Origin of the sequence: Streptococcus sp. 1559 (assembly GCF_013276735.1) — a bacterium.
GTDB lineage: Bacteria > Bacillota > Bacilli > Lactobacillales > Streptococcaceae > Streptococcus > Streptococcus pseudopneumoniae.
On record NZ_VMLO01000003.1, the window covers coordinates 1 to 24240 of the forward strand.

The window sequence follows — 24240 nt, forward strand, 5'->3', positions numbered from 1 at the left end:
ATAGAACTGACAGAGTCAGTATCATATACCTACGGCAAGGTGAAGCTGACGTAGTTTGAAGAGATTTTCGAAGAGTATAACCATTCAGGAAATTTCGATAACCCTCTACAATTTCCAGTCAAATAAATTGCATTCGTTTTCTCAAGCAGGTATACTGGTATGGATAAATAAAAAATTTAGAAAATTTAAGAATAGAAAAGAGAACAAATCTTATGGCAAAAGATATTCGTGTCTTACTTTACTACCTTTACACTCCAATTGAAAATGCAGAGCAATTTGCTGCAGACCACTTGGCTTTCTGTAAATCAATCGGCCTTAAAGGCCGTATCCTAGTCGCTGACGAGGGAATTAACGGAACAGTTTCAGGTGACTATGAAACAACTCAAAAATACATGGACTACGTTCACAGCCTCCCAGGCATGGAGGACCTCTGGTTCAAGATTGACGAAGAAAGTGAACAAGCCTTCAAGAAGATGTTTGTTCGCTACAAGAAAGAGATTGTCCACCTTGGTTTGGAAGACAACGACTTTGACAATGACATCAACCCACTTGAAACAACAGGTGCTTACTTGTCTCCAAAAGAGTTCAAAGAAGCCCTTCTTGATAAAGATACAGTTGTCCTTGACACACGTAACGATTATGAGTACGACCTAGGACACTTCCGTGGGGCTATCCGTCCAGACATCCGCAACTTCCGTGAGTTGCCACAATGGGTCCGTGATAACAAGGAAAAATTCATGGACAAGCGCGTCGTGGTTTACTGTACAGGTGGCGTTCGCTGTGAGAAATTCTCAGGCTGGATGGTCCGTGAAGGCTACAAAGATGTCGGCCAATTGCACGGAGGAATTGCAACTTACGGTAAAGACCCAGAAGTTCAAGGTGAGCTTTGGGATGGGAAAATGTACGTCTTTGACGAGCGTATCGCCGTTGATGTCAACCATGTCAACCCAACCATCGTAGGGAAAGACTGGTTTGATGGAACACCATGTGAACGTTATGTCAACTGTGGAAATCCCTTCTGTAACCGTCGTATCTTGACATCAGAAGAAAATGAAGACAAGTACCTTCGTGGATGCTCACACGAGTGCCGTGTTCACCCACGTAACCGCTATGTTTCAAAAAATGAATTGACACAAGCTGAAGTGATCGAGCGCCTAGCCGCTATCGGTGAAAGCTTGGATCAGGCAGCTACTGTATAAGATCAAACAGTCCTCAGGGGCTGTTTTTCTATGCTTTTTACTCAAAAATCTAATACTCAATGAAAANNGACTGACGAAGTCAGTTACATATATCTACGGCAAGGCGAAGCTGACGCGGTTTGAAGAGATTTTCGAAGAGTATAAAGTTTGTTTTTGTATCTTTCAGAAAAATAAGGTATACTGTATGTAAACGATTTCAAAGGAGTCCAGTTATGGAGAAAACAATTTTTATTCCAAATAAACAGAGCATTTTAGGAGAACAGGAAATTTTGACTGCCAAGTCCATCTTGGCCTTGGTAGATGGTTTGGAGTCACATAGCTATGATGCTGTCTATCTCCGTCAGCCTCTTAACCGTCTCGAGTATATCGAGTGTGCGATAGTGGGGCAATCACAATTTCTTTTTAAAGTCAGTTATGCTGATGGTCAAAAGGCTTACCGTGTCGATCTTCCTGACCTACTCACGAAGACAGACTGGGAGATCATCAAGTCATTTTTAGATGCTTTGCTTGCTTATACAGGGACTGATATTGAAGGGCTAGATGGTTTTGATTTTGAAGCTTATTTCCAAGCAAGTATTCAAGCCCATCTGACAGATAATGCAGTTCGTTTTACGATTTGCCAAGGAATTTTTAATCCTATTTTCTTTAGTCATGAGGACTTGAAAAGCTTTTTAGAGGAAGATGGTTTGGCTCAGTTTGAAGCGCGTGTGCGTGCGGTTCAAGAGACCGATGCTTACTTTGCAAGAGTTTCCTTCTATCAGGATGGAGAAGGCCAAGTGCACGGTGTTTACCATCTGGCTCAAGGAGTCAAGACTGTTTTACCGGAAGAACCATTTGTGCCTGCAGCTTATATTGAGCAATTGGTGGATAAGGAAGTGCAGTGGGAGATTGACTTGGTTCAAATCACAGGAGATGGCTCTAAACCAGAAAACTATGAAGCCATTGCTCGCTTGGACTATGCAAAATTCCTAGAGTCACTACCATCAGCATCTTACCACCAACTAGACGCCAATCAATTAGAAGTACAACCCATCTTAGACAAATATTTTAAAGCATTAGCACAAGAAAAGTAAAGCAGAAGCAGGTCAATCGACTTGCTTTTTTGGCATAGAAAAATCCTGCCATGAAAGACAGGATTGCTACTCAATGAAAATCAAANNACTGACAAAGTCAGGAACATATATCTACGGTAAGGCGAAGCTGACGTGGTTTGAAGAGATTTTCGAAGAGTATGAAGTTTAAAGAAAGGCTAAGATACGAAGATAATCTCCAATCAGTGCCACTTCAGCTACAAAGAAGAGGAGGATAATGACTCCGTTCACAAGGACAGACAAGAATAATTGATAGAAGGAGTCGCTTTCACTTGCTTGACTAGGTCTCGTAATGATATGGAGGCTAGCAAGCAGAATGATTCCAATGCTAATCACACACAAAAGGGCTGAAAATCGTAGGCTATCAAAGAAGGCAAAGAAACTAGCAATGGCAGTTAGGAAGATTGGAATTGCCAAGAGTTGACTATATTGTTGGAGAATCTTTTCCAGCGTCCAGTTCTTGTCTTGGTAGATAAATCGTCTCACAACGAAACTACCCAAGAGGAATGAAAAGAAGAAGAGTGTTGTTGCTACTAGGATAGAGATGATAGAAAAGAGAGTTAAAGGTGCTAGTTGCTCAGGGAAGTGGCTGTTTATGGTTGCTATATGTCCATAGTAAGCATGTTTGATGTGGTAGATACTAAAGAAAAAGGAAGATGAAGAAAATAGAATGAGCAAGAGAAAGGCTGTGTAGCTGTGTGTGCTACTTGTTTCAAGCTTGCTTGTAGGAGATTTGATTGCTTCCACTAGCCAAGACCAAAAATCAAGCACTTGCTCTTTCCATTTATCCCTAGATTTTGGAGCTTGGTCGGGGATATAAGGACTTTCTAAAGATTTACTGAGAAGAAGAGGCTCTTTCGTGGTTGCTTTTTGCTGAGGAAGAGCTTCTTGGCTCTCTTCAGCTATAGTGACTTTTTCTGTTTCTTTAGAAAGGTCTGGCTCTTCTTCACTAGAATTAGATGCCTTCTTTTCTTTTATTTCTGTTCTCGCTTCACCGTCTTCAGGAGTTTCAATTGTCTCTTCTTGCTGGCTTTCCAATTCGACTGCAGTTTGAGAGACTTCCTCCTCTAACTGAGTATTTTTTTCAATTGGTGTATCGAGATCGGCTATCGTTTCTTCAGCCTTGTCTGCAAGCTCTTGAGCTTGCTCTTCAGGCTTGTTCTTGCTTGTTGTTTTTACAAAATCATTACTTTCAAACCATTCTTGTTTCATGGTAGAACCTCCTTTTAGTTAGATAAATATGTTTCCATAGTAGCAGATGTAAGCGTTTTTGTCAACGTCTGATTGGTGTGGATATTAGTTCAATATCATCATCAGATCTCGCAATGAGTTGATCCTTGACATCGGTTTTTTCAGTTTTGTAAGGGTTGCTTAATTCCGTGCCTCTTGATTCAGGCTCTTCCCTTGTGAATTGGAAGATAGAACCGTAGTTACTTGAGATGTCCCAGTTAATTCGTTGGTTTTCTTTCTGGTCTAGGATGATTCTGAGATAATCTTTGGCAGTCAGTTCAACCTTACCATGAACTTGGATATTTTCAGCGTGGAAGTGATTCTCTGTTGACTCTAGCTGACTATCTGTAATATCTGTATCAAAGATATTAACGATATTGGGCGTTGTGAGTTTACTGTTTTTGATACGACTTCCTTCAATTCGGAGGATATAGCTGTTTGTATTGAGGGTCGCATTTTCAAGGCTAGCATTTATGATGGTGGTTTGTCCACGATTGCTTGAGATGTTGATCCCTTTTAGAGTTCTCCCTTTTGGCAGTCTGATGATGACATCATTAAAACGATTAGATGAACTACTTACAATATGGAGAATCCCATCAATTCCAGAAGAGATAAATGGACTTTCAGACAGTTTCTTATCAGTGAGACTCAGAGTTCTATCGTTCTGATTGGTGATAAGATCATGGTGAGCAGAAAGTGATGGATGGTAAGAAATGTGGATTTGATCATCGAAAGAGTCTGTGATGGTCAGTGCGTGTTGATGGAGAGTAATCTCTAGATTTTCGACTTCCTTGCCAAAGGTTAGCTCTTCCGTACGGCTATCATAGACAGGTTCTTTGGACATGGAAAGTAGGCTCTTGATTCCGTCAGATTGGATGCCTACAAAGAGCAGGATAAAGCCGATAACGGTAGTCACCACACCAAAAATGAGAAATCCTTTTGTCAATTTACGCATGCTGGTCACCTCTCTTTCCTTTTTTAAGAACAAATTGCACCAAGCGAACAATGAGTAGACCGAAGAAACGAGCTACATAGGAAATGCCTAGTAAAACTAGTGAAGAAGCACCGATAGCCAGTAAACCAGAACCGAAAATCAAGATAAAGGCTGGTTTGGCTTGGGCTAAGACAGTGAAACTTTCAACTAAAAATAGGAATCCGCCAATGATACCAAGTATGGAAATCGCAAAGAAAGCCAGAATGACAGTCAAAGCGGCCACAAGGATTGCGAACAGGGTCACGAGGATGGCGATTCCCAGAGGAATGCCGATAGGTGCTGCAAGGAGAGCTAACAAGGCGATATGTAAAATTTGTCGGTTATTTTTTTGAGCGGGTGCCTCATTGATTTTTTTATCGAGAAGATTGGATAGAACTTCGTGGGCTGCTTCTTTGGGAGTTCCCAAACTGGCAATGAGTTCTTCTTCTCCTTCGACTCCAGCATCGTCAAAGAGTTCCCTGAAATAGTCCATGGCTTCAATTTGGTCAGCCTGAGGCAGTTTTTTGAGATAGAGTTCTAGCTGAGTCAGGTATTCAGTTCTTGTCATGGCGGATACTCCCTTCTATGATGCCATTAATGGTGTCTGTATAGAGTGCCCATTCATCTTTTAGGGTCACGAGCTGTTCTATACCACCATTTGTCAAGGAGTAGTATTTGCGCATGCGACCTTGGAACTCTCTAGAATAGGTTGTCAGAAAGCTATTGCCTTCCAATTTTTTGAGAATGGGATAGAGTGTGGATTCTTTGATATTAGCGATCAGCTTAATGGTTTGGCTAATCTCATAACCATAAGAATCCCCTTTTTCCAGTACGGCCAAGATGAGAAATTCAATCAAGGCAGAGGATGTTGGAAAGTACATGGGAAACCTCCTTTTCTAATGTGTAAGATTTTTATATATAATTTTTCTACACATACATTGTACATCTAAAAGAAAGCCCTGTCAAGAGAAATGTGTAAAATTTTTATATATAAAAAACTTCTAGCTAAAACTAGAAGTTTAAAGGATCTTATCCGCTCTGTCCACTGTAAAGAGGGCTACAGTCATCAGAATATCGACGAGTAAGAGGGCAGCTACAGCTGGTACCCAAGAGTGGAACAGGTCAAAACTGTAACCAAAGAGGGTTGGACCAAAAGCTGCTAGGATATAGCCTCCTGTTTGAGATAAACCAGACAATTGGGCTGTCTTTTCAGGGGCGCTTGTCTTGAGTGAAAAGTTGACCATGAGATAAGGGAAGAGGGCGCTTGTTGCGGTTCCGATGAGGAGATGGATGGCAAGCCAGTAAAAGAAATTACCGACTGGGAAAAAGAGCATGGCAATGCCGACCACACCAGCTAGTGAAACCAGAGTGAGCATGAGCTGACGGTTGCGAGTAGATAAACTGGTTGTCAGGCTTGGGATGGTCATTGAGAAAGGAATGCTAATCAGAGAGAAGATAGAAGTCAGCAAGCCAGCTTCGTGACTGGATAGACCTGCATGGATAGACATGGTAGGTAACCAGGTCATGACGGTGTAAAAGATCAAGGATTGAAAACCTGAAAAGATAATAATTGCCCAAACCTGTTTATTACGCATGACCTTTATTTGACTTTTTTGTTTGGTTTGTGGAGCTAGTCTATGATTATAGCGGTGATTTGGGAGCCAGACCAAAAAAGTTGCTAGACAGAGTAACGTGAGGAGGAGGATAAGTCCTTTCCAAGAACTGGCTTGTGTAATGGGCACAGCTAGATAGGAAGCCAGAGCCGTTGCAATCCCCATAGAGGTTACATATAAGGTGGTCAGAAAACCAATTTTCTTTGGTTGATTGGCTTGGATAAGACTAGGAAGCAGGACATTGATGACTGCGACACTTGCCCCAACCATCAAGGTTCCTAGATAGAGCAGGGGCAGATTGATTAGTCGAATAAGTGAGCCGATGGTCAAGAAGAAGAGGCTGTAGGTGAAGAGATGCTCCAAGCCGATTTTCTGAGCCAGTCGGGTAGAAAATGGTGAAAAGAGGGTAAACATAAGGAGAGGCAGGCTGGTCAAGACACCAAGCGAACTAACTTCTACCTCTAGACCTTGCGAAATATTTCCCAAAATAATGGGTAAAACAGTAAAAGGAGTTCGCAAGGAAACACCAATCAGGATAATACCTGGAACAAAAAAGAGTGATTGCTTTTTCATATAATACCTCTTATAGCTGATTTTAATAACAGCTTATTTTAAGGCTTTTTCACTATAATGTCAAGTAAGGTTTCTGGCTTTCAAGATAAAAATGGGAAAGTCTTGAAAATTATGATAGAATGGTGGAAGGAAAAATTCAGGAGAGTAGTAGTGACTCAAAATGTTAAAAGTCTTCTCGTATCCATTGTAATCAGTGCATACAATGAAGAAAAATATCTGCCTGGTCTAATTGAAGACTTAAAAAATCAAACCTATCCTAAAGAGAATATTGAAATTCTATTTATAAATGCTATGTCCACAGATGGGACCACAGCTATCATTCAGCAATTGATAAAGGAAGATACAGAGTTTAACTCAATTAGATTGTATAACAATCCTAAGAAAAATCAAGCTAGTGGTTTTAACCTGGGAGTTAAACATTCTGTAGGGGACCTTATTTTAAAAATTGATGCTCATTCAAAAGTTACTGAGACTTTTGTAATGAACAATGTGGCTATTATTCAACAAGGTGAATTTGTCTGTGGGGGGCCTAGACCGACGATTGTCGAAGGAAAAGGAAAATGGGCAGAGACCTTGCATCTTGTTGAGGAAAATATGTTTGGCAGTAGCATTGCCAATTATCGAAATAGTGCCGAGGATAGATATGTTTCTTCTATTTTTCATGGGATGTATAAACGAGAGGTTTTCCAGAAGGTTGGTTTAGTAAATGAGCAACTTGGCCGAACTGAAGATAATGATATTCATTATAGAATTCGAGAACATGGTTATAAAATCCGCTATAGCCCAAGTATTCTATCTTATCAGTATATTCGACCAACATTCAAGAAAATGCTGCATCAAAAGTATTCAAATGGTTTGTGGATTGGCTTGACAAGTCATGTTCAGTTTAAGTGTTTATCATTATTTCACTATGTTCCTTGTTTATTTGTTTTGAGTCTTGTGTTTAGTCTAGCATTGTTACCGATCACATTCGTATTCATAACTTTACTATTAGGCGCCTATTTTTTACTTTTATCACTACTCACTTTGCTGACTTTATTAAAACATAAAAATGGATTTCTAATTGTGATGCCCTTTCTTTTATTTTCCATTCACTTTGCTTATGGCCTTGGAACGATTGTAGGTTTAATTAGAGGATTTAAATGGAAGAAAGAGTACAAGGGAACAGTAATTTATTTGGAAAAATAAGCCAAATAAATTAAAATGTGCTACAATAACAATATAGTAAAACTCTTTTAAGGAGGAGTAGATTGACATGAATAAAAAACTAACAGATTATGTGATTGATCTGGTGGAAATTTTAAATAAACAACAAAAGCAGGTTTTCTGGGGAATATTTGATATTTTCAGTATGGTGGTTTCGATCATTGTATCTTATATTTTATTTTATGGGCTGATTAATCCAGCACCTGTTGACTACATTATCTATACGAGTTTGGCCTTTCTGTTCTATCAATTGATGATTGGTTTTTGGGGGTTGAATGCTAGTATTAGTCGTTACAGCAAGATTACGGATTTCATGAAAATCTTTTTTGGTGTGACTGCCAGCAGTGTTTTGTCTTATGGAATCTGCTATGCCTTCTTGCCACTCTTCTCCATCCGTTTCATCATTCTCTTTATCTTGTTGAGTACCTTCTTGATTTTATTGCCACGGATTACTTGGCAGTTAATCTACTCTAGACGCAAAAAAGGAAGTGGCGATGGAGAACACCGTCGAACCTTCTTGATTGGTGCTGGTGATGGCGGAGCCCTCTTTATGAACAGTTACCAACACCCAACCAGTGATTTGGAACTTGTTGGTATTTTGGATAAGGATGCTAAGAAAAAGGGTCAAAAACTTGGTGGTATCCCTGTTTTAGGCTCTTATGACAATCTGCCTGAATTAGCCAAACGCCATCAAATCGAGCGAATTATCGTTGCAATTCCGTCGCTTGACCCGTCAGAATATGAGCGTATCTTGCAGATGTGTAATAAGCTGGATGTCAAATGTTACAAGATGCCTAATGTTGAAACGGTTGTTCAAGGACTTCACCCAGCAGGTGGAGGCTTCCAGAAGATTGATATCACAGACCTTTTGGGTCGTCAGGAAATTCGTCTTGACGAATCGCGTCTGGGTGCAGAACTGACAGGTAAGACCATCTTAGTCACAGGAGCTGGAGGTTCAATCGGTTCTGAAATCTGTCGTCAAGTTAGTCGCTTCAATCCTGAACGCATTGTCTTGCTCGGTCATGGGGAAAACTCAATCTACCTTGTTTATCATGAATTGATTCGCAAGTTCCAAGGGATTGATTATGTGCCAGTGATTGCCGATATTCAAGACTATGACCGTCTCTTGCAAGTCTTTGAGCAGTACAAGCCAGCTATTGTTTATCATGCGGCTGCCCACAAGCACGTTCCTATGATGGAGCGCAATCCAAAAGAAGCCTTCAAGAACAATATCCGCGGAACTTACAATGTTGCTAGAGCTGTTGATGAAGCCAAAGTACCTAAGATGGTTATGATTTCGACAGATAAGGCGGTTAATCCACCAAATGTTATGGGAGCAACCAAGCGCGTGGCTGAGTTGATTGTCACTGGTTTTAACCAACGTAGCCAATCGACCTACTGTGCAGTTCGTTTTGGAAATGTTCTTGGTAGCCGTGGTAGTGTCATTCCAGTCTTTGAACGCCAGATTGCTGAAGGTGGTCCTGTAACGGTGACAGACTTCCGCATGACCCGTTACTTTATGACTATTCCAGAAGCTAGCCGTTTGGTTATCCATGCTGGTGCTTATGCCAAGGATGGGGAAGTCTTTATCCTTGATATGGGCAAACCAGTCAAAATCTATGACTTGGCCAAGAAAATGGTCCTTCTAAGTGGGCACACCGAAAGCGAAATTCCAATCGTTGAAGTTGGAATCCGCCCAGGTGAAAAACTTTACGAAGAACTCTTGGTATCAACCGAACTTGTTGATAACCAAGTTATGGATAAGATTTTCGTTGGTAAGGTCAATGTCATGCCTCTAGAAGCCATCAATCAAAAGATTGAAGAATTCTGCACTCTCAGCGGAGATGAGTTGAAGCAAGCTATTATCGCCTTTGCCAATCAAACAACCCACGTTGAATAAAAAAGAAAAACGCATATTATCAAGTTTTGAACCTTGGTAATATGCGTTTTGTTATGTAGAGACTTATACTCTTCGAAAATCTCTTCAAACCACGTCAACGTCGCCTTGCCGTGCGTATAGTTACTGACTTCGTCAGTTCCATCCACAACCTTAAAACAGTGTTTTGAGCTGACTTCGTCAGTTCCATCTACAACCTTAAAACAGTGTTTTGAGCAGCCCGCAGCTAGTTTCCTAGTTTGCTCTTTGATTTTCATTGAGTATTACTTCATTTTCTTCTGAAATGGAGTTGTTACCCAGTCTATGCTATTGAAAATACGCCAAAACTTCTAAGGGTTTGTGAGCGATATAATCAGGTTGATAGTTTAGTAGATCTGCTTGCTCTCCAAATCCCCAAGTGATGGCCAATTTCTGAATACCTGTTTCTCGAGCTCCCAGCATATCAAACTTGGTATCTCCGATGATGATGGCTTGTTCTGGTGCTAGTTGATGTGCCTGCAAGGCTTGGTGAATGACATCTGCCTTATGGGGTGCTTCAGGGCTAGAACCATAAATGCCATCAAAGAAATGATGGATTTCCAAGTTTTTTGCCATGTCTTGAGCAGTAGATGTATTCTTTGTCGTGGTGATGTAGAGTGGATAACTGCTCGATAACTCCTCAAGCAAGTCTATAATCTGAGGAAAGAGTTGAGTTTCATAGATGCCTTTTGCCTTATAGTAAGAACGATATATCTGCACGGCTTCAGAAATTTGGTCTTTGGACAGGCAGGTCGCAAAACTACTTTCAAGAGGTGGTCCCATAAAACCACGAATAGTTTTGGCATCAGGGCTAGGTACCCCCAGCTCTTTAAAGGTATAGGTAAAGGCATTGTGAATCCCGATAGAACTATCAACGAGGGTTCCATCCAAATCGAAAAAAATCGCTGTGATAGAGGTCATGGTTTCTCCTATTTGATAAGCTTATTCTCCGAAAATTTCTTTTTGGAGGCGACGACCAGTAGGGGTGGTAGCGAGTCCACCTTCAGCTGTTTCACGAAAGGCAGTTGGCATGCTTGCTCCTACTTGGTACATGGCATCGATCACTTCATCCACAGGGATTTTAGATTCAATACCTGCCAAGGCCATGTCTGCTGCGATGAAAGCAAAGCTAGCTCCCATGGCATTACGTTTGACACAGGGAACTTCGACCAAACCTGCAACAGGGTCACAGATGAGGCCTAGCATATTTTTAATGACAAAGGCAATAGCTTGACTGGCCTGATAAGGTGTTCCACCTGCAGCCAGAGTCAAGGCGGCAGCACTCATAGCAGAGGCTGAACCAACTTCAGCTTGACACCCGCCCTCAGCACCTGAGATGGAGGCATTGTTTGCGATGACTAGTCCAAAGGCACCAGCAGCAAAGAGGAAATCCAATTGTTGCTCGTGGCTGAGGTCTAATTTTTCAATAGCAGCAGTGAGAACGGAAGGGAGACAACCGGCACTTCCTGCGGTAGGAGTAGCGCAGACCAAGCCCATTTTAGCATTGTGTTCATTGACTGCGATAGCATTTCGGGCAGCAGAGAGAATCGTGTAATCTGATAAAGTTTTTTCGTTTTTGATGTAGTGATCCAATTTGGCAGCATCTCCACCTGTCAGGCCACTACGAGATTTATTTTCATTGAGGCCAAGTTGGACAGAGGCTTTCATAACTTCCAGATTGCGTTCCATGAGAAGGAAGACTTCTTCACGTTCGCGACCGGTCAATTCAAACTCTGTTGTAATCATGAGTTCTGCGACATTTCCTTGAAAGTCCAGATCTGCTTGCTCGACCAATTCTTTGATAGAATAAAACATGCTTCCTCCTATTTAAAGAAATTGACATTGTGGAGATGAGGGATTTTTCGAATTTCTTCGATAGCCTCATCACAGTTGCGACTGTCAACTTCGATAATCATAATGGCTTTTTCACCAGCTTTTTCACGAGTGACATTCATCTGGGCGATATTGATACCATAGCGGGAAAGCGCCTCTGTTACAAGAGCAATCATGCCTGGAATATCTTGATGAACGATGATGATAGTCGGTGTATTCATATTGAGAGAGACGGCAAAACCATTGAGTTCGGTTACCTGAATATTTCCTCCACCGATAGAAATACCAGTCACGCTGATGGTCTTGTGGACATTTTTGACGGTAATTTTAGTGGTGTTGGGGTGAGGGGCATTGCTGTCTTTCTGAATGGTCCAGACAATCTTGATACCACGCTTGTGGGCAATCTCCAGACTGTTTGGAATTTCAGGATCATCTGTATCCATGCCTAAAATACCTGCAACAAGGGCTAGGTCTGTTCCGTGACCACGATAGGTCTTGGCAAATGAGTTAAAAAGTTGGAATTCAACTTCTGTCGGAGTATCATCAAAAATGGAAGAGACAATCTTCCCAATACGAACAGCACCAGCGGTATGGCTACTAGATGGGCCAATCATAACTGGTCCGATGATATCAAAGACAGATTGAAAACGAAGTGATTTCATCAGTTTCCCCTTATAAAAATTCTTATCTCTATTATATCAAAGAATGAGGGTCTTGACTTTAATTGTGGATGAAAACCTTTCTAATACCTCAAATAGCATAAAAATAGTATCTTTTATGACAAAAAACACCTTATCTAGGGAAATAAAAAATAATTTTGTAATATTTCTACATAAAAGTGTCAAGAAACGGTAATATTTAAAGGGTATGATAGAACTATAGAAAGAAGGAGAATTTTCGAATATGAAATCAATAACTAAAAAGATTAAAGCAACTCTTGCAGGAGTAGCTGCCTTGTTTGCAGTATTTGCTCCATCATTTGTATCTGCTCAAGAATCATCAACTTACACTGTTAAAGAAGGTGATACACTTTCAGAAATCGCTGAAACTCACAACACAACAGTTGAAAAATTGGCAGAAAACAACCACATTGATAACATTCATTTGATTTATGTTGGTCAAGAGTTGGTTATCGATGGCCCTGTAGCGCCTGTTGCAACACCAGCGCCAGCTACTTATGCGGCACCAGCCGCTCAAGATGAAACTGTTTCAGCTCCAGTAGTAAGTGAAACAGTTGTTTCAACTGTAAGCGGATCTGAAGCAGAAGCCAAAGAATGGATCGCTCAAAAAGAATCAGGTGGTAGCTATACAGCTACAAATGGACGTTATATCGGACGTTACCAATTAACAGATTCATACCTGAACGGTGACTACTCAGCTGAAAACCAAGAACGTGTAGCAGATGCCTACGTTGCAGGACGTTACGGTTCATGGACTGCTGCTAAAAACTTCTGGCTTAACAATGGCTGGTATTAAGAACTAACGAACAAATAATATGTAAAGAGTCGAGGAAATCCCTCGGCTTTTTTATCTTTCCTTCGCTTGGTAATAGATCTCTACTTCTTTTTTGAGATGAGACAGCATAGAAGTTTCCTCGGTTAGCTCCAGAAGGGAGAACCCTTTTTGGATAAGTTTAGAATCGTCTGTACAAATCCCAATACGGACATAGCAGATAGCCAGCCTGTCGTAGCTTTTCTTATTCTTGGCGTCCTCTAGTAAAGTGTAGCAGATTTGCTTACACATGTTTTTATCTTGATTGTATAGATAGAGTGTGGAAAGGTTGAGCAGGATTGCTATTCGCAAGTCATATAAATGTTGATAGTTTTTATAGACTTCTAGGCGTTGCAATATTTTTCCAGTGATGAGATGGAGGTATTCAATGGGAAAACTGAAAAGAATGGTATTGAGGATTTTTAGATCACTCTCATACCATGTATCTTGTTTTTCAATTTTTCTCCAAAGTTTTTTGACAACCTGTTCTGCGTGATCTGATAGTTCACCTGCCCCGTGTTGACGGATATAAATGACAACTTCAAGCATATCTCTGATTTCTTCTATAGGGAGATCGTGGTGGGTCTTGAGGTAGTCTTGGCATTTTTGAAATAAATTGACAAGATCGCTGGTCCCGATAATGGAACGCATATTGAGATAGGTTTGCATAATCTCTGTGCGTTGACTTGGTTGATAAAGTTGACAGATATATTCAAACTCTTCAAAACTCATATTGATTTGACGGAGAAGAAATTCCATATTTTCATATTTTGGGGTTGTCTTGCCACTTTCGATTTTTGATAAGCTGGTTCTTGAGAGAACACCCCCACAGACCTCTTCTTGGGTCAGCCCCTTTGACTCACGTATTTCTTTATAGACCTTTCCGAAATCATAACGCATGATTTTCTCCTTTCTGTGAAAAAAGTTAACAAATAATAAAATCTTGTTAAAAATATTGTATCATAGCAGTGTAAAAAGTAAAAAAGAAAGTAAAAATAAATTTGTGAAAAAAGTTAACGTAATTTTGAAATGAGCTTAATAAGAGGTATGATGTAGGTAGAAAATAAAGATAGGAGAAAAAGTATGAATAAAAAAATATTTTGTATTCTAGTATGTATTATATCATTGATTAGTCTGGCTATAATCTTTCCATGGGGCTGGCCGATATAATGTAAGGGAGCTTGAGTTGTTAAAGGAGGCTTAGTCCTTGGACAAAAATCTGCTGTACTACAATGCTTGGAAAGATATCAAGAACAAAGAATGATACGGTTGAAAATAAACTAATTCAAGAACTACTGGGCAGTGATTGAGGTTTGGGTGACATCAAAGAAAAGTTAGATGAATTCTAAAGAATTGAGTATTTCTATGTTAAAAAAATATCCTTGTACGATGCAACATGACCAGTCAGATTGTGCTGCGGCAGTTGTTTCAACAGTTCTTTTATCTTACAAAAAGGAACTATCAATCATGAAGATTAGGGAAATTATTGGTACAGACATGTATGGAACGACTGTCAGTGGTATTGTTTCAGGTCTGAATAAGTTGAATTTTACAGTAAAAGCTGTTCGAGTAGCACTGGAAGATTTGACTCCAAAATTAACATTTCCTGCGATTCTTCAAGTTAAGAATGATTTAGGTCAAAATCATTTTGTGGTATTACATAGTATCAAAAGGAATAGTAAATTTTACGTAGCAGACCCTGCTAGTGGCATACGCAAGATGTCAAGTGACGAACTGGGAGAAATTTATCAAGGTATTACTCTTTTTATGGTTCCAAATTCGGATTTTGAAAGAGGGAAACTAAAGGGAAAAGGACTTCTTGATTTATTTGGAACGTTAATTTTTAATCAAAAAGGATTGATTAGTACAGTCATATTAGCTTCCTTTGTTTTAAGTATCATTGGTATTTTATCGAGTCTCTTTTCAAAAGTTATCATGGACGAGGTGATTCCATATGCTTTAAAAAATAGTCTGTATATGTTTTTGATAGTATTTGGAATAGTGTCGTTCTTACAGACTCTTCTATCTGCATTTCGTCAGCACGTTCTTTTGTTTCTATCTCGAAAAATTGATATACCGGTTTTAATGGGATATTATGACCATATTATTCATCTTCCTTATAGTTTTTTTGGAAGTCGTAGAGTTGGTGATGTTTTAACAAGATTTCAAGATGCGATGACGATAAAGAATGTGTTTACGTCAGTCTCTATTTCATTAGTCATGGATATCACCTTGTCAGTTATTAGTGCGGTTGTCCTTTGGACTATTAATCAATCTTTATTTCTGATATTAGTTTTTATGGTTATTGTTAACATCATTCTTATATACTGTTTTAAAAAGCCTTATAAAAAAATTAATCATGAACAAATGGAAGCAAATGGACTTCTTAATTCACAGTTAATTGAATCTATTCGTAACATTGATACCATTAAGTCTCAGCATGATGAGGAACAACGTTTAAACAAAATTGAAGAAAAATTTGTTCATACTTTAGAAATTGGTTATAAAGAGGGTGTTTTGCAGAATATTCAATCTACAATATCTTCAATGACCTCAACCATGGGTGGGTTATTATTTATGGGAGTGGGCGCCTTATTTATCATTGATGGAAAAATGACTATTGGGGACCTCTTGGTTTTTCAGACATTAAGTCAATATTTTACAGAACCTATTCAGAATTTAGTTGGCTTGCAGTTAACCTTTCAAGAGGTACAGGTTGCGGTTAGTCGGCTTCAAGAATTGATGGAAGTAGATCGTGAAGACATTGCCTTGGATTATAGTATTAGAGACTTCACCTTATGTGATGACATTGAATTTAAAGATGTAACATTTGCCTATGGTTCACGCCCTCCTGTTATCGAGGACTTTAATTTGCGAATTAAACAAGGAGAAAAAATAGCTTTTGTTGGAGAAAGCGGAGCAGGAAAAAGTACGCTAGTTCGTTTGTTATTAAGATTTATAAATCCGAGTGAGGGGAAAATTCGTATAGGAGAAAATGACTTATCAGATCTTGACTATGGTAAACTACGTAAGAAAATTTCCTACATTCCTCAGACCATAGAACTCTTTACAGGGACAATTATTGATAATCTAAAAATTGGTAATCCTTCTGTTACATATGAGGATATGGTGAGAGTTTGTCGTATTGTTGGTATTCATGATACGATTCAACGTCTTCAAAATCGTTATGGCTCCTTTGTAGAAGAAGGCGGTCAAAATTTCTCGGGTGGAGAGAAACAACGATTGGCTATTGCAAGAGCACTACTGAGTAAAGCTGATTTGTATATATTTGATGAGGCAACCTCTAACTTAGATTCATTTAGTGAACAGATTATTCAGGATTTAATCTTTAATAAAATAATGGATAAGACAACAATTGTAGTAGCCCACAGGCTGTCTACAATTCTTCGATGTGATAAGATATGCTTTTTAGAAAATGGGACTATTATGGAATATGGTACTCATGAAGAACTAATGGCGAAAAATGGAAAGTATGCTAGAATGGTTGGTTTGCAGAGCGTTCAAGTGAATCAACAAATTCAGTCACAGGCTGTGTTAGATACAGAGGAGGTTACTTATGGCTAAGTTAGAGGTAAAAGATAATAAAAAACTGGTACTAAAGTCAGTTATCTGTAAAAAGTTACATGATACAAAAGTAGAAGATGTAGATCAGGAAATTAATAAATTTCATCAACATTTGCAGTTGTTAAAAGCACAAATTTTTGGTCCATTAATTGTAAAAAGTTGTGGTACTACTATTCATGATGATGGATTAATAACGACTGATTTTGAGTTTTATATTCAAGCTCATAATGCTCAACAGTACAGTAACATTTATGATGTACAGGATTCTATCTCTGTTCCATATTGTTTATATGTTCGTTTTGAAGACAGTCCAGAGTATCTACAGTATGCGTATTCTAAATTGGATCTATATGTCTATGAAAATGATATTCAAACGGATGGGATTGTCTATACAGTTTATGTTAATTCTTCTCCTGAAAAAATGGTAGTAGATATTTTTAGACCAATTGTAAGCCTATGAAATTATATAATAAATCAGAATTACGTTATTCTCGTATTTTCTTTGATAAGAGACCACCAGCTTTTGCGTTTATTCTCATTATTTCAACTGCTATTATCTTAAGCGGTGCATTGGTTGGCGCAGCTTATATACCCAAAAACTATATTGTAAAAGCGAATGGAAATTCAGTTATAACAGGTACAGAGTTCCTATCAGCAATTGGTTCAGGGAAGGTAGTTACTTTACATAAGTCAGAAGGAGATATGGTAAATGCTGGAGATGTCATTATTTCGTTATCAAGTGGACAAGAAGGTTTACAAGCGAGCTCTTTAAATAAACAATTGGAGAAGTTACGTGCAAAAGAAGCTATCTTTCAAAAATTTGAACAATCATTAAATGAGAAATACAATCATTTATCTAATTCTGGTGAAGAACAGGAATATTATGGGAAAGTTGAATACTATCTGTCTCAGTTAAACTCGGAAAATTATAATAATGGTACCCAGTATTCAAAGATTCAGGATGAATATACGAAGTTGAATAAAATAACAGCTGAAAGAAATCAGTTAGATGCCGACTTGCAAGTTCTACAAAATGAATTGCTTCAACTTCAACAGCAAGGAGACTCCCCTTCCTTATCAGATACGACATCAGCTGATGATAAAGCTAAGTTAGAAACTAAGATATTAGAAATAACAACAAAAATCGAAGCATTAAAAACAAATATTACTTCTAAGAATAGCGAGATTGATAGTCAACAAAGCAATATTAAAGATATGAACCGTACCTATAATGATCCAACTTCTCAGGCTTATAATATTTATGCTCAATTAGTTAGTGAGTTAGGTACTGCTCGTTCAAACAACAATAAAAGTATTACAGAGCTTGAGGCTAATCTTGGAGTGGCAACAGGTCAAGATAAAGCTCATAGTATATTAGCGCCAAATGAAGGTACTCTGCATTATTTGGTACCTTTGAAACAAGGAATGTCTATTCAGCAGGGGCAAACGATAGCAGAAGTTTCAGGGAAAGAAAAAGGTTACTATGTAGAAGCTTTTGTACTTGCGAGTGATATTTCTCGTGTTTCGAAAGGAGCAAAAGCTGATGTTGCTATTACTGGTGTAAATAGTCAAAAATATGGAACACTAAAGGGACAAGTCAGACAGATTGATTCAGGAACGATTTCCCAAGAAACGAAAGAAGGCAATATTAGTCTTTATAAAGTCATGATAGAATTAGAAACCTTAACTCTAAAACATGGAAGTGAGACAGTCGTCCTCCAAAAGGATATGCCAGTTGAAGTGCGGATTGTCTATGATAAAGAAACCTATCTTGATTGGATTTTGGAAATGTTAAGTTTCAAGCAATAATTGGTTTTAAACATTAAGTCACCTATAAAATAAAGTAAGATAAAGGAAAGATATCTTATCTAGGTAACTAAGTGCTATAAACAAAGTCAACGATCACTTGTTAGGAAACTATCCTAACCATGCTTAATAAAAAAGGAGAATTTTAATGGAACTCGTATTACCAAATAATTATGTTGATCTTGAGCAAGAAGAGATGATGTATCTTGATGGGGGAGATGCACAAAACTTTGCACGTAATATTGGAGGTCTTTTATATAAACTGGGAGTTAATGCAGCTAACAGAGTAGCGGCTGGACTACCTTCTACTCTCACAATTGCGAAATGGGGGTATTGGACAGCGATGGCATATTTTCCAGGAATTACTACTAAATTAACAGCTATGACAGGTAATCCTATAGTTATAGGACTTGCTGCATTAGGAACAGCTGCAGCTGTTCACTATTTATGGAACAACAGAGTATATTATTAGTAGAAACTTTTCTATATAACTAGAATAAAGCAGGGTTTAAAACTCTGCTTTATCAAATATTGCTTTATAGAAAGTCCTCTGTGGGATTGAAAATGATAAGGTGTTTTGAATGAAAGATGATCAGAAATATTTATTAGCGGGACTTTATTCGCTTCTAGTTGCAATATTTTATTTTCCATTGATTGATTCCAAGGGGATTTTTGTAAGTATATTGATGGCGGTTTTACTTTTATATTTAATATACTTCATTGCAACAGTCATTCATATTGTGATAATTAAGTTTATAAGAAAAAAATCTTTTAAGTATTTGGTTCTATATCCATTTACTTACGATGGGAGCTGGAGATTTCAGCCTATAAACTTACTCTACTTTCCAGAAATGGTGAGAGATGTCATTCCGATTAATTTAGTTCAAGAGTATTGCCAAGGACAACCTTACGGACTGTTAAAAAAGATGCTGAAAAGAATTCGATTGTCACGAGAGATAGCTTTACTTCTGGCTACCATTATCGTCTATTTTTTTACGCATAGAATTCTACCTCTTTCAGTATTTACGTTCATGTTTTCTTATATATTGCTATTTGTACAATCTTATTTGGGTAGCAATACCGCTTGGATTGGAAATAGAAGATTAATAATAGATGATGAATTTGAAAAAATCTTGCTTTCAAAAAGTTATATAAAAGAAATATCATCTGCACGATACTCGGAATACTTGACATGTGAATACAAAAACCTTACACCAATCATATTGTTAGCTATTTTTGAAAATTTGCTTGACTCCTACTTGCTTCAGAATCAGAGTAAGGTTGACTTAGATATTTTTTATAAAGTTTTACCTTTGCTTTATAAAGAAAAATATACTATGGGATTCAATTACTTTGTAAGTTTAAATTATTTACTATATAAGGTTGGATTTTTGGGAATCATTTACGATAATGAAGCATTAAGAGATTTGTCAAAACAATATTTAAACAAAAATATTTCGGAATTACAAGATGGTTCTTTCGAGGGCGGTATACAAGATGCTGTTGCCTCTAAACAAATAGTAGTTATAAATGAATTTATAGCTTGTTTAAATTCCAGATGCATGCCATCCCAATATGATAGATTTTTTTATAAAGATAGACCTTATATTTTTTCCAGAAAGAGTCCTATTAAGGGGTGAAAATTTGTTACATTTGGATTAACAAGTGTCCTAGGGATTAGAAATAACTCTAGTATAGCTAGATATTTTTGAGTAACTAGAAATATCATTAGGCTACCCATATGATTGCCAGAAAAGATGGCTGATGAATCTTATTTATACTGTTGCAGTAGGCGTTGTCTAGGATAAATAAGCTATCTTGATGGGGGAGATTGGAATAATTTTAGTAGAAACATTAAAGGATTATGGGCAAGTAGCACAGGATTAGGTGATGCAATGTGCTAAGTTGGCTTGGTGTTAGCAGTAGTATTATTTAACAATGGAAAGTAGACTAAATGAAAAATAAGCGTTATTTTTTTGACACAATTTTAATAATTTTACTGCTTATAAGCACGATATTTTGTGTCAGCCCAGTATTTATAAAATTGGACATCTTAGGAACCCCCTCTCATGCCATCTTAACCTTTGTATTGGCGATACCGTTATTCTATATTTTGTCTCAATGCTTACATACTTTGCTATTACTAGTTTCCTCAATCTTTTGTAAATTAAGACCAATTTATTTTTATTTTATATTTGTGATTATTATAGGAGCTAGGAAATACTATCGAATTCTCTTTCACCAACTAATGGGATTTAGTCCAGGAATAGCAGTGTTTTATAAGGAGAGTCAAACAACTAAGAATCTGTTTAAATTTTACTACTTCTTGTACTTTACAACACTAATTTCATACTATTTTTTCTTTACTTTTGTGTATGACAAACCGTTGCTTTTGCCTCTTATTCCATTTTCTATTATCATAGCATTAGTACAAAAACTTTATAGAATTGAGAATCAACAATTATTTCTGTTAAAATCAAAGGTACTAACAATACTGGAATCTAAGAAGAATTGTGAGTTTAATCTTCAGGATTATCATGAAATTTGGAAATTGCAATCAAAATCTGAGTTGCCATGCGTGGCTTTATCTTATATCAGTTTGATCAAGCCATATCTTTCAGAGAGCGTGCGTGAACAAATTGATTTATTAGAAGTTAAGCGATTTAAAAAAATAAATCATCCAATATCACTTTATGGTATGTTGGATGTTATAAAATTAAATCTATATTTACGGCATTATAATGAAAAAAATAAATATGAATCAATGTTAAAGAAAATTTTAGAGGTAAGACCAGACTTTGTTTTAATCGAGCAGAATATTGATGATAGTTTAAATAGCTCGCAACCATTATCTTTATCTTTAGCTATTTCAGAAATCCAACTTTTGCTTGAAGTGTATATAGGGATCAAACATGTTTCAATTAGGAGATAAAACTAGAATAACATTTGCTATTATAGGGGCAAGTTGCATATTAGTCAGTATGTATCTTATACCTCTCATTAACACGGATAATAAATTTTGGGAAATACTTTTATTTATAATAGGTGTATTGCTAATTGGAATTGCGTTACTAAGTCAAAAAAAATAAATTTTGAAATAGTATTAGTGAGTTCGCAATCATTTATTGCTAGTGGTTTAGAACTGTTAAGTTTCAAGCAATAATTGGTTTTAAACCTTAGGTAACCTATAAAAACAAATAAGGTAGAGAAAGGATATCTTATTTAGGTAACTAAGTACTATAAACACAGTCGTCTATCACTTGTTAGGAAACTATCCTAACTATGCTTAATAAAAAAGGAGAAAATAAATGGAACTCGTATTACCAAATAATTATGTTGCTCTTGAGCAAGAAGAGATGATGTATTTTGATGGGGGATTTTCTATTCCGAGATGGCCTGTTGCAACAGCCATTAATATAGCTTTTAATGGTGTTTTAGGTGGAGGAGCAATCAGTCTAGTTAGAAATTATATTCGTAATTATGGTTTGCGGCGAGTTACAAGCGCAATTGCTGGAGTAGCTGCAAGATATGTTGGGGTACGAGTTGCAAATAGAGTGGCAGGATTTGCACTGTCTGCTATTAATGGATTTGCAGCTTGGATGTCAATTGGTGATGCTATTACAACAATCTGGGCCAACAATGATGTAAATAGGAGAGACCCAAATTTAAACGCCTTGTGGTAACTAGATATGGGTATTAAAATGGAAAAAATTTTTGTTATTATTTTTTTTGTATGTCTATTTATATCATCCATAACTTTTTTAGCCTATGATTTTGTTAGCGAAGAAATAAAAAAGTTGATTATTTGGATTAATGTCGTTTTTTTGATTTTAATCATAGCAATGATAATTTATCCAAAATTAAGAAAATGATAAGGACACTGTAAAATTATGATACGTAAACTAATCATTTTTTTATTAATGCTCCCTCTTTTTGTCTTGTGGCTAGAGTTGCATGTCCTAGTGAATAACTTACTATTGAATCTAGAATCTCCCCTTGATTTTGTGATTAGTATGAGTCTTGCTTTCTGTAGTTTGATTTTATCAAAAATAGTTTTAGACATACTATACGCATTGAAAGATTTGTACAAGAAAGAAGCTCTTATTACGATTTTTCCCTTTATTTTTATAGGCAGGAAGAAAGTAAATGTGAGGTTCTCACCCTATTTTTCATTCCATCGAAAAAGTTTGTCGGTTGATGATTTAAAATCTAGAATGATATGGAGTTTTATTCTTGAAATAGCTATTATCCTAGTATTTATTTTAAAAATTCCTTTTGCAATCATCATGCTTACTACAATATTTTTCTGGACTATAATGGATATCAATCATCTCGTTTTTAATAAGACGGAATTTCTTTTTAATCAAAATAAATGGGAAAAAGAAGATTCGTTTGAAAGTGATTTGACAAATACGTTAAAGGATAAGATACAAAAATCAGAATTAAGCTATTCTGACTTAATGTCCCTTCTTCTCTATGATGCGATGAACCAATCCACCTTTTTAACGGATAGTGAACTTTTTGAGGATATTTTGAAAAAAATCGAAGATTCTCATAACACCCTTCTGTGTACAGGTCTTGTCGAGTTACTGCTGTATGAGATTTCTATTAGTAACAATAACAACTGGCAAGAAAAGGTTGATAAAATTAGAATACAGCTCATCAGAATAAATCAATTAGATTTTTTCTATTATACAAGTTGGTTAAGGCAAAATTTTGATTTCTGTATGAATAGAGAGTATCATAAAATGAAATCTCGGAAATTATTACTGAGTAATAAAAAGATAGTTTAAGTTCGTCCTATTTGTAAAACAAATGAAACAATTTCAACTAAGGAGGAGAAAACAAATGGAACTTGTATTACCAAATAATTATGTTGTGATTGATGAAGAAGAGATGATGTATCTTGATGGGGGTGGTGTTGGTCGTAACTGGTGGAATAGTAGAGGTAGTTTTGCAACAGTTCTGGATGTAGGTTTGGCCATCTATAGTGGTGGTGCAACAATTTATTCTGCTTATGCGATAAAAAAAGCTATCTCAGCTAATAGAGGGGCTATTACGAGAACATTACGTAGTTTAATAATTAAACATGTAGGTAGTGCAGCTGGCCATTTAGTCAATACTGCACTAAACGTTGCACTAACTGTTACTGGATTTTCACTAGGTGGAGCAATCGCATATGGGGCTGATTGGGCTGACGGTAGCTTAGATGGTTATATTTTTGCTTAAAATGAAACATTTTTTTGCAGGAATTGGTGAAATAAACTTTGTAAGTTATTTATTGTATATATGTGTAGGAATAGCCCCTTTTTTTCACGTATATATAATAGGTTCTGAAATGAATTTTGTGAAAATAGTGTTATCTATTTTGGGAATTATATTTGTTTGTATTTTAACTATTGCTCGAATTTATAGGACTTTTTTCTATAAAGAATAGTTTGGACTTGAAATGTATTTAAAAACAAGAGGTTGGTAGATTATCAGCCTCTTTCTTGTCGTTGAAAAAGTGAGATATATTGACTTTTGAAAAAAATGTCATAATTGAGTTGGGATAAACGTAAAAGTCATACTTTCTCGTTAAATCGTTCGGCGATTCATGGTGACATGGACACATAGTAGTAAACACACTATGTGGCTTGGCAGAGCTAAAAACTTCTGGTTTAACAATGGCTAGTATTAAGAACTAACGAACAAATAATATGTAAAGAGTCGAGGAAATCCCTCG

The 24240-nt window shown here is 37.1% G+C and carries 26 protein-coding genes; 16 read left to right on the plus strand and 10 right to left on the minus strand.

What is annotated here, in order from left to right:
• Positions 1-212: 212 nt before the first annotated feature.
• Together trhO and HT688_RS00220 are read left to right on the plus strand one after the other, a co-directional pair.
• On the plus strand, positions 213-1199 hold the full coding sequence (gene trhO, locus HT688_RS00215; RefSeq protein ID WP_001030029.1) for an oxygen-dependent tRNA uridine(34) hydroxylase TrhO: 987 nt from the start codon (positions 213-215) through the stop codon (positions 1197-1199).
• Positions 1200-1411: 212 nt separating this feature from the next.
• Positions 1412-2272, plus strand: a complete 861-nt coding sequence (locus HT688_RS00220) for a DUF4299 family protein (protein WP_166736540.1) — start codon at positions 1412-1414, stop codon at positions 2270-2272.
• Between the two features lie 165 nt (positions 2273-2437).
• Here HT688_RS00220 and HT688_RS00225 read toward each other — a convergent pair whose 3' ends face one another.
• The 5 genes from HT688_RS00225 to HT688_RS00245 all read right to left on the minus strand — a co-directional run bounded on the left by HT688_RS00225 (position 2438) and on the right by HT688_RS00245 (position 6679).
• Positions 2438-3502 (minus strand): DUF6574 domain-containing protein, encoded by a 1065-nt coding sequence (locus tag HT688_RS00225; protein ID WP_000808432.1) that lies wholly within the window; start codon positions 3500-3502, stop codon positions 2438-2440.
• Positions 3503-3563: 61 nt separating this feature from the next.
• Complete coding sequence (locus tag HT688_RS00230; protein WP_001229063.1) at positions 3564-4475, minus strand: DUF4097 domain-containing protein; 912 nt, start codon at positions 4473-4475, stop codon at positions 3564-3566.
• Positions 4468-5061: a DUF1700 domain-containing protein gene (locus tag HT688_RS00235; protein WP_023941404.1), complete on the minus strand. Its 594-nt coding sequence runs from the start codon at positions 5059-5061 to the stop codon at positions 4468-4470. Before HT688_RS00235 ends, HT688_RS00230 begins: the two co-directional genes overlap by 8 nt.
• Positions 5048-5374: a PadR family transcriptional regulator gene (locus HT688_RS00240; RefSeq protein WP_023941403.1), complete on the minus strand. Its 327-nt coding sequence runs from the start codon at positions 5372-5374 to the stop codon at positions 5048-5050. The genes HT688_RS00235 and HT688_RS00240 overlap by 14 nt, the downstream gene beginning before the upstream one ends.
• A 138-nt stretch (positions 5375-5512) precedes the next feature.
• Positions 5513-6679: a CynX/NimT family MFS transporter gene (locus tag HT688_RS00245; protein ID WP_050142008.1), complete on the minus strand. Its 1167-nt coding sequence runs from the start codon at positions 6677-6679 to the stop codon at positions 5513-5515.
• Positions 6680-6736: 57 nt separating this feature from the next.
• On the opposite strand from HT688_RS00245, the gene HT688_RS00250 reads away from it, so the two are divergent.
• Together HT688_RS00250 and HT688_RS00255 are read left to right on the plus strand one after the other, a co-directional pair.
• Positions 6737-7867, plus strand: a complete 1131-nt coding sequence (locus tag HT688_RS00250; protein WP_000096212.1) for a glycosyltransferase family 2 protein — start codon at positions 6737-6739, stop codon at positions 7865-7867.
• A 67-nt stretch (positions 7868-7934) separates the two neighbouring features.
• Complete coding sequence (locus HT688_RS00255; protein ID WP_023941401.1) at positions 7935-9785, plus strand: polysaccharide biosynthesis protein; 1851 nt, start codon at positions 7935-7937, stop codon at positions 9783-9785.
• On the opposite strand, the gene HT688_RS11580 is transcribed toward HT688_RS00255, so the two are convergent.
• The 4 genes from HT688_RS11580 to sdaAB are packed head-to-tail and all read right to left on the minus strand — an operon-like array spanning position 9764 to position 12295.
• Positions 9764-10039, minus strand: coding sequence for a hypothetical protein (locus HT688_RS11580; protein ID WP_050142007.1), 276 nt, complete (start codon positions 10037-10039; stop codon positions 9764-9766). The two genes, HT688_RS00255 and HT688_RS11580, sit on opposite strands and share 22 nt — an antisense overlap.
• 49 nt (positions 10040-10088) lie before the next feature.
• Positions 10089-10721 (minus strand): HAD family hydrolase, encoded by a 633-nt coding sequence (locus HT688_RS00265; RefSeq protein WP_023941060.1) that lies wholly within the window; start codon positions 10719-10721, stop codon positions 10089-10091.
• Positions 10722-10742: 21 nt separating this feature from the next.
• Positions 10743-11615 (minus strand): L-serine ammonia-lyase, iron-sulfur-dependent, subunit alpha, encoded by an 873-nt coding sequence (gene sdaAA / locus HT688_RS00270; RefSeq protein ID WP_000500040.1) that lies wholly within the window; start codon positions 11613-11615, stop codon positions 10743-10745.
• Between the two features lie 8 nt (positions 11616-11623).
• Positions 11624-12295: an L-serine ammonia-lyase, iron-sulfur-dependent subunit beta gene (sdaAB, locus tag HT688_RS00275; protein ID WP_000838914.1), complete on the minus strand. Its 672-nt coding sequence runs from the start codon at positions 12293-12295 to the stop codon at positions 11624-11626.
• Positions 12296-12536: 241 nt separating this feature from the next.
• Between sdaAB and apf the strand changes: the two genes are divergently transcribed.
• On the plus strand, positions 12537-13109 hold the full coding sequence (apf, locus tag HT688_RS00280) for an aggregation-promoting factor (RefSeq protein WP_016398064.1): 573 nt from the start codon (positions 12537-12539) through the stop codon (positions 13107-13109).
• 51 nt (positions 13110-13160) lie between these two features.
• Here the strand turns inward: apf and HT688_RS00285 are convergent, their stop codons facing one another.
• The gene (locus HT688_RS00285; RefSeq protein WP_001268157.1) at positions 13161-14024 is read right to left on the minus strand and encodes a helix-turn-helix domain-containing protein; all 864 of its coding nucleotides are present in this window, start codon (positions 14022-14024) and stop codon (positions 13161-13163) included.
• A gap of 465 nt (positions 14025-14489) precedes the next feature.
• Here HT688_RS00285 and HT688_RS00290 point away from each other — a divergent pair, with 465 nt between their 5' ends.
• The 11 genes from HT688_RS00290 (at position 14490) to HT688_RS11590 (ending at position 23952) form a co-directional block, all read left to right on the plus strand.
• Complete coding sequence (locus tag HT688_RS00290) at positions 14490-16709, plus strand: peptidase domain-containing ABC transporter (RefSeq protein WP_031222872.1); 2220 nt, start codon at positions 14490-14492, stop codon at positions 16707-16709.
• Positions 16702-17169 (plus strand): hypothetical protein, encoded by a 468-nt coding sequence (locus tag HT688_RS00295; RefSeq protein WP_001096141.1) that lies wholly within the window; start codon positions 16702-16704, stop codon positions 17167-17169. Before HT688_RS00290 ends, HT688_RS00295 begins: the two co-directional genes overlap by 8 nt.
• Positions 17166-18518: a beta-barrel domain-containing protein gene (locus HT688_RS00300; RefSeq protein ID WP_023941054.1), complete on the plus strand. Its 1353-nt coding sequence runs from the start codon at positions 17166-17168 to the stop codon at positions 18516-18518. The genes HT688_RS00295 and HT688_RS00300 overlap by 4 nt, the downstream gene beginning before the upstream one ends.
• 145 nt (positions 18519-18663) lie before the next feature.
• Positions 18664-18987, plus strand: a complete 324-nt coding sequence (locus HT688_RS00305; protein WP_023941053.1) for a hypothetical protein — start codon at positions 18664-18666, stop codon at positions 18985-18987.
• 109 nt (positions 18988-19096) lie between these two features.
• Positions 19097-20155 carry a hypothetical protein gene (locus tag HT688_RS00310; RefSeq protein WP_023941052.1) on the plus strand — a complete coding sequence of 353 codons (1059 nt, stop codon included), beginning with the start codon at positions 19097-19099 and terminating at the stop codon, positions 20153-20155.
• Between the two features lie 314 nt (positions 20156-20469).
• The gene (locus HT688_RS00315) at positions 20470-21447 is read left to right on the plus strand and encodes a hypothetical protein (protein WP_061743318.1); all 978 of its coding nucleotides are present in this window, start codon (positions 20470-20472) and stop codon (positions 21445-21447) included.
• A 376-nt stretch (positions 21448-21823) separates the two neighbouring features.
• Complete coding sequence (locus HT688_RS00320) at positions 21824-22198, plus strand: SPH_0224 family bacteriocin-like peptide (protein ID WP_061371279.1); 375 nt, start codon at positions 21824-21826, stop codon at positions 22196-22198.
• A gap of 6 nt (positions 22199-22204) precedes the next feature.
• Complete coding sequence (locus tag HT688_RS11585) at positions 22205-22387, plus strand: hypothetical protein (protein ID WP_000511665.1); 183 nt, start codon at positions 22205-22207, stop codon at positions 22385-22387.
• Positions 22388-22405: 18 nt separating this feature from the next.
• Positions 22406-23308: a hypothetical protein gene (locus tag HT688_RS00325; protein WP_172923437.1), complete on the plus strand. Its 903-nt coding sequence runs from the start codon at positions 22406-22408 to the stop codon at positions 23306-23308.
• A 55-nt stretch (positions 23309-23363) separates the two neighbouring features.
• Entirely contained in the window at positions 23364-23744 is a 381-nt protein-coding gene (locus tag HT688_RS00330) for an SP_0115 family bacteriocin-like peptide (RefSeq protein WP_000424453.1), read from the plus strand.
• Position 23745: 1 nt separating this feature from the next.
• Positions 23746-23952 carry a hypothetical protein gene (locus HT688_RS11590; RefSeq protein ID WP_014632394.1) on the plus strand — a complete coding sequence of 69 codons (207 nt, stop codon included), beginning with the start codon at positions 23746-23748 and terminating at the stop codon, positions 23950-23952.
• Positions 23953-24240: the final 288 nt, after the last annotated feature.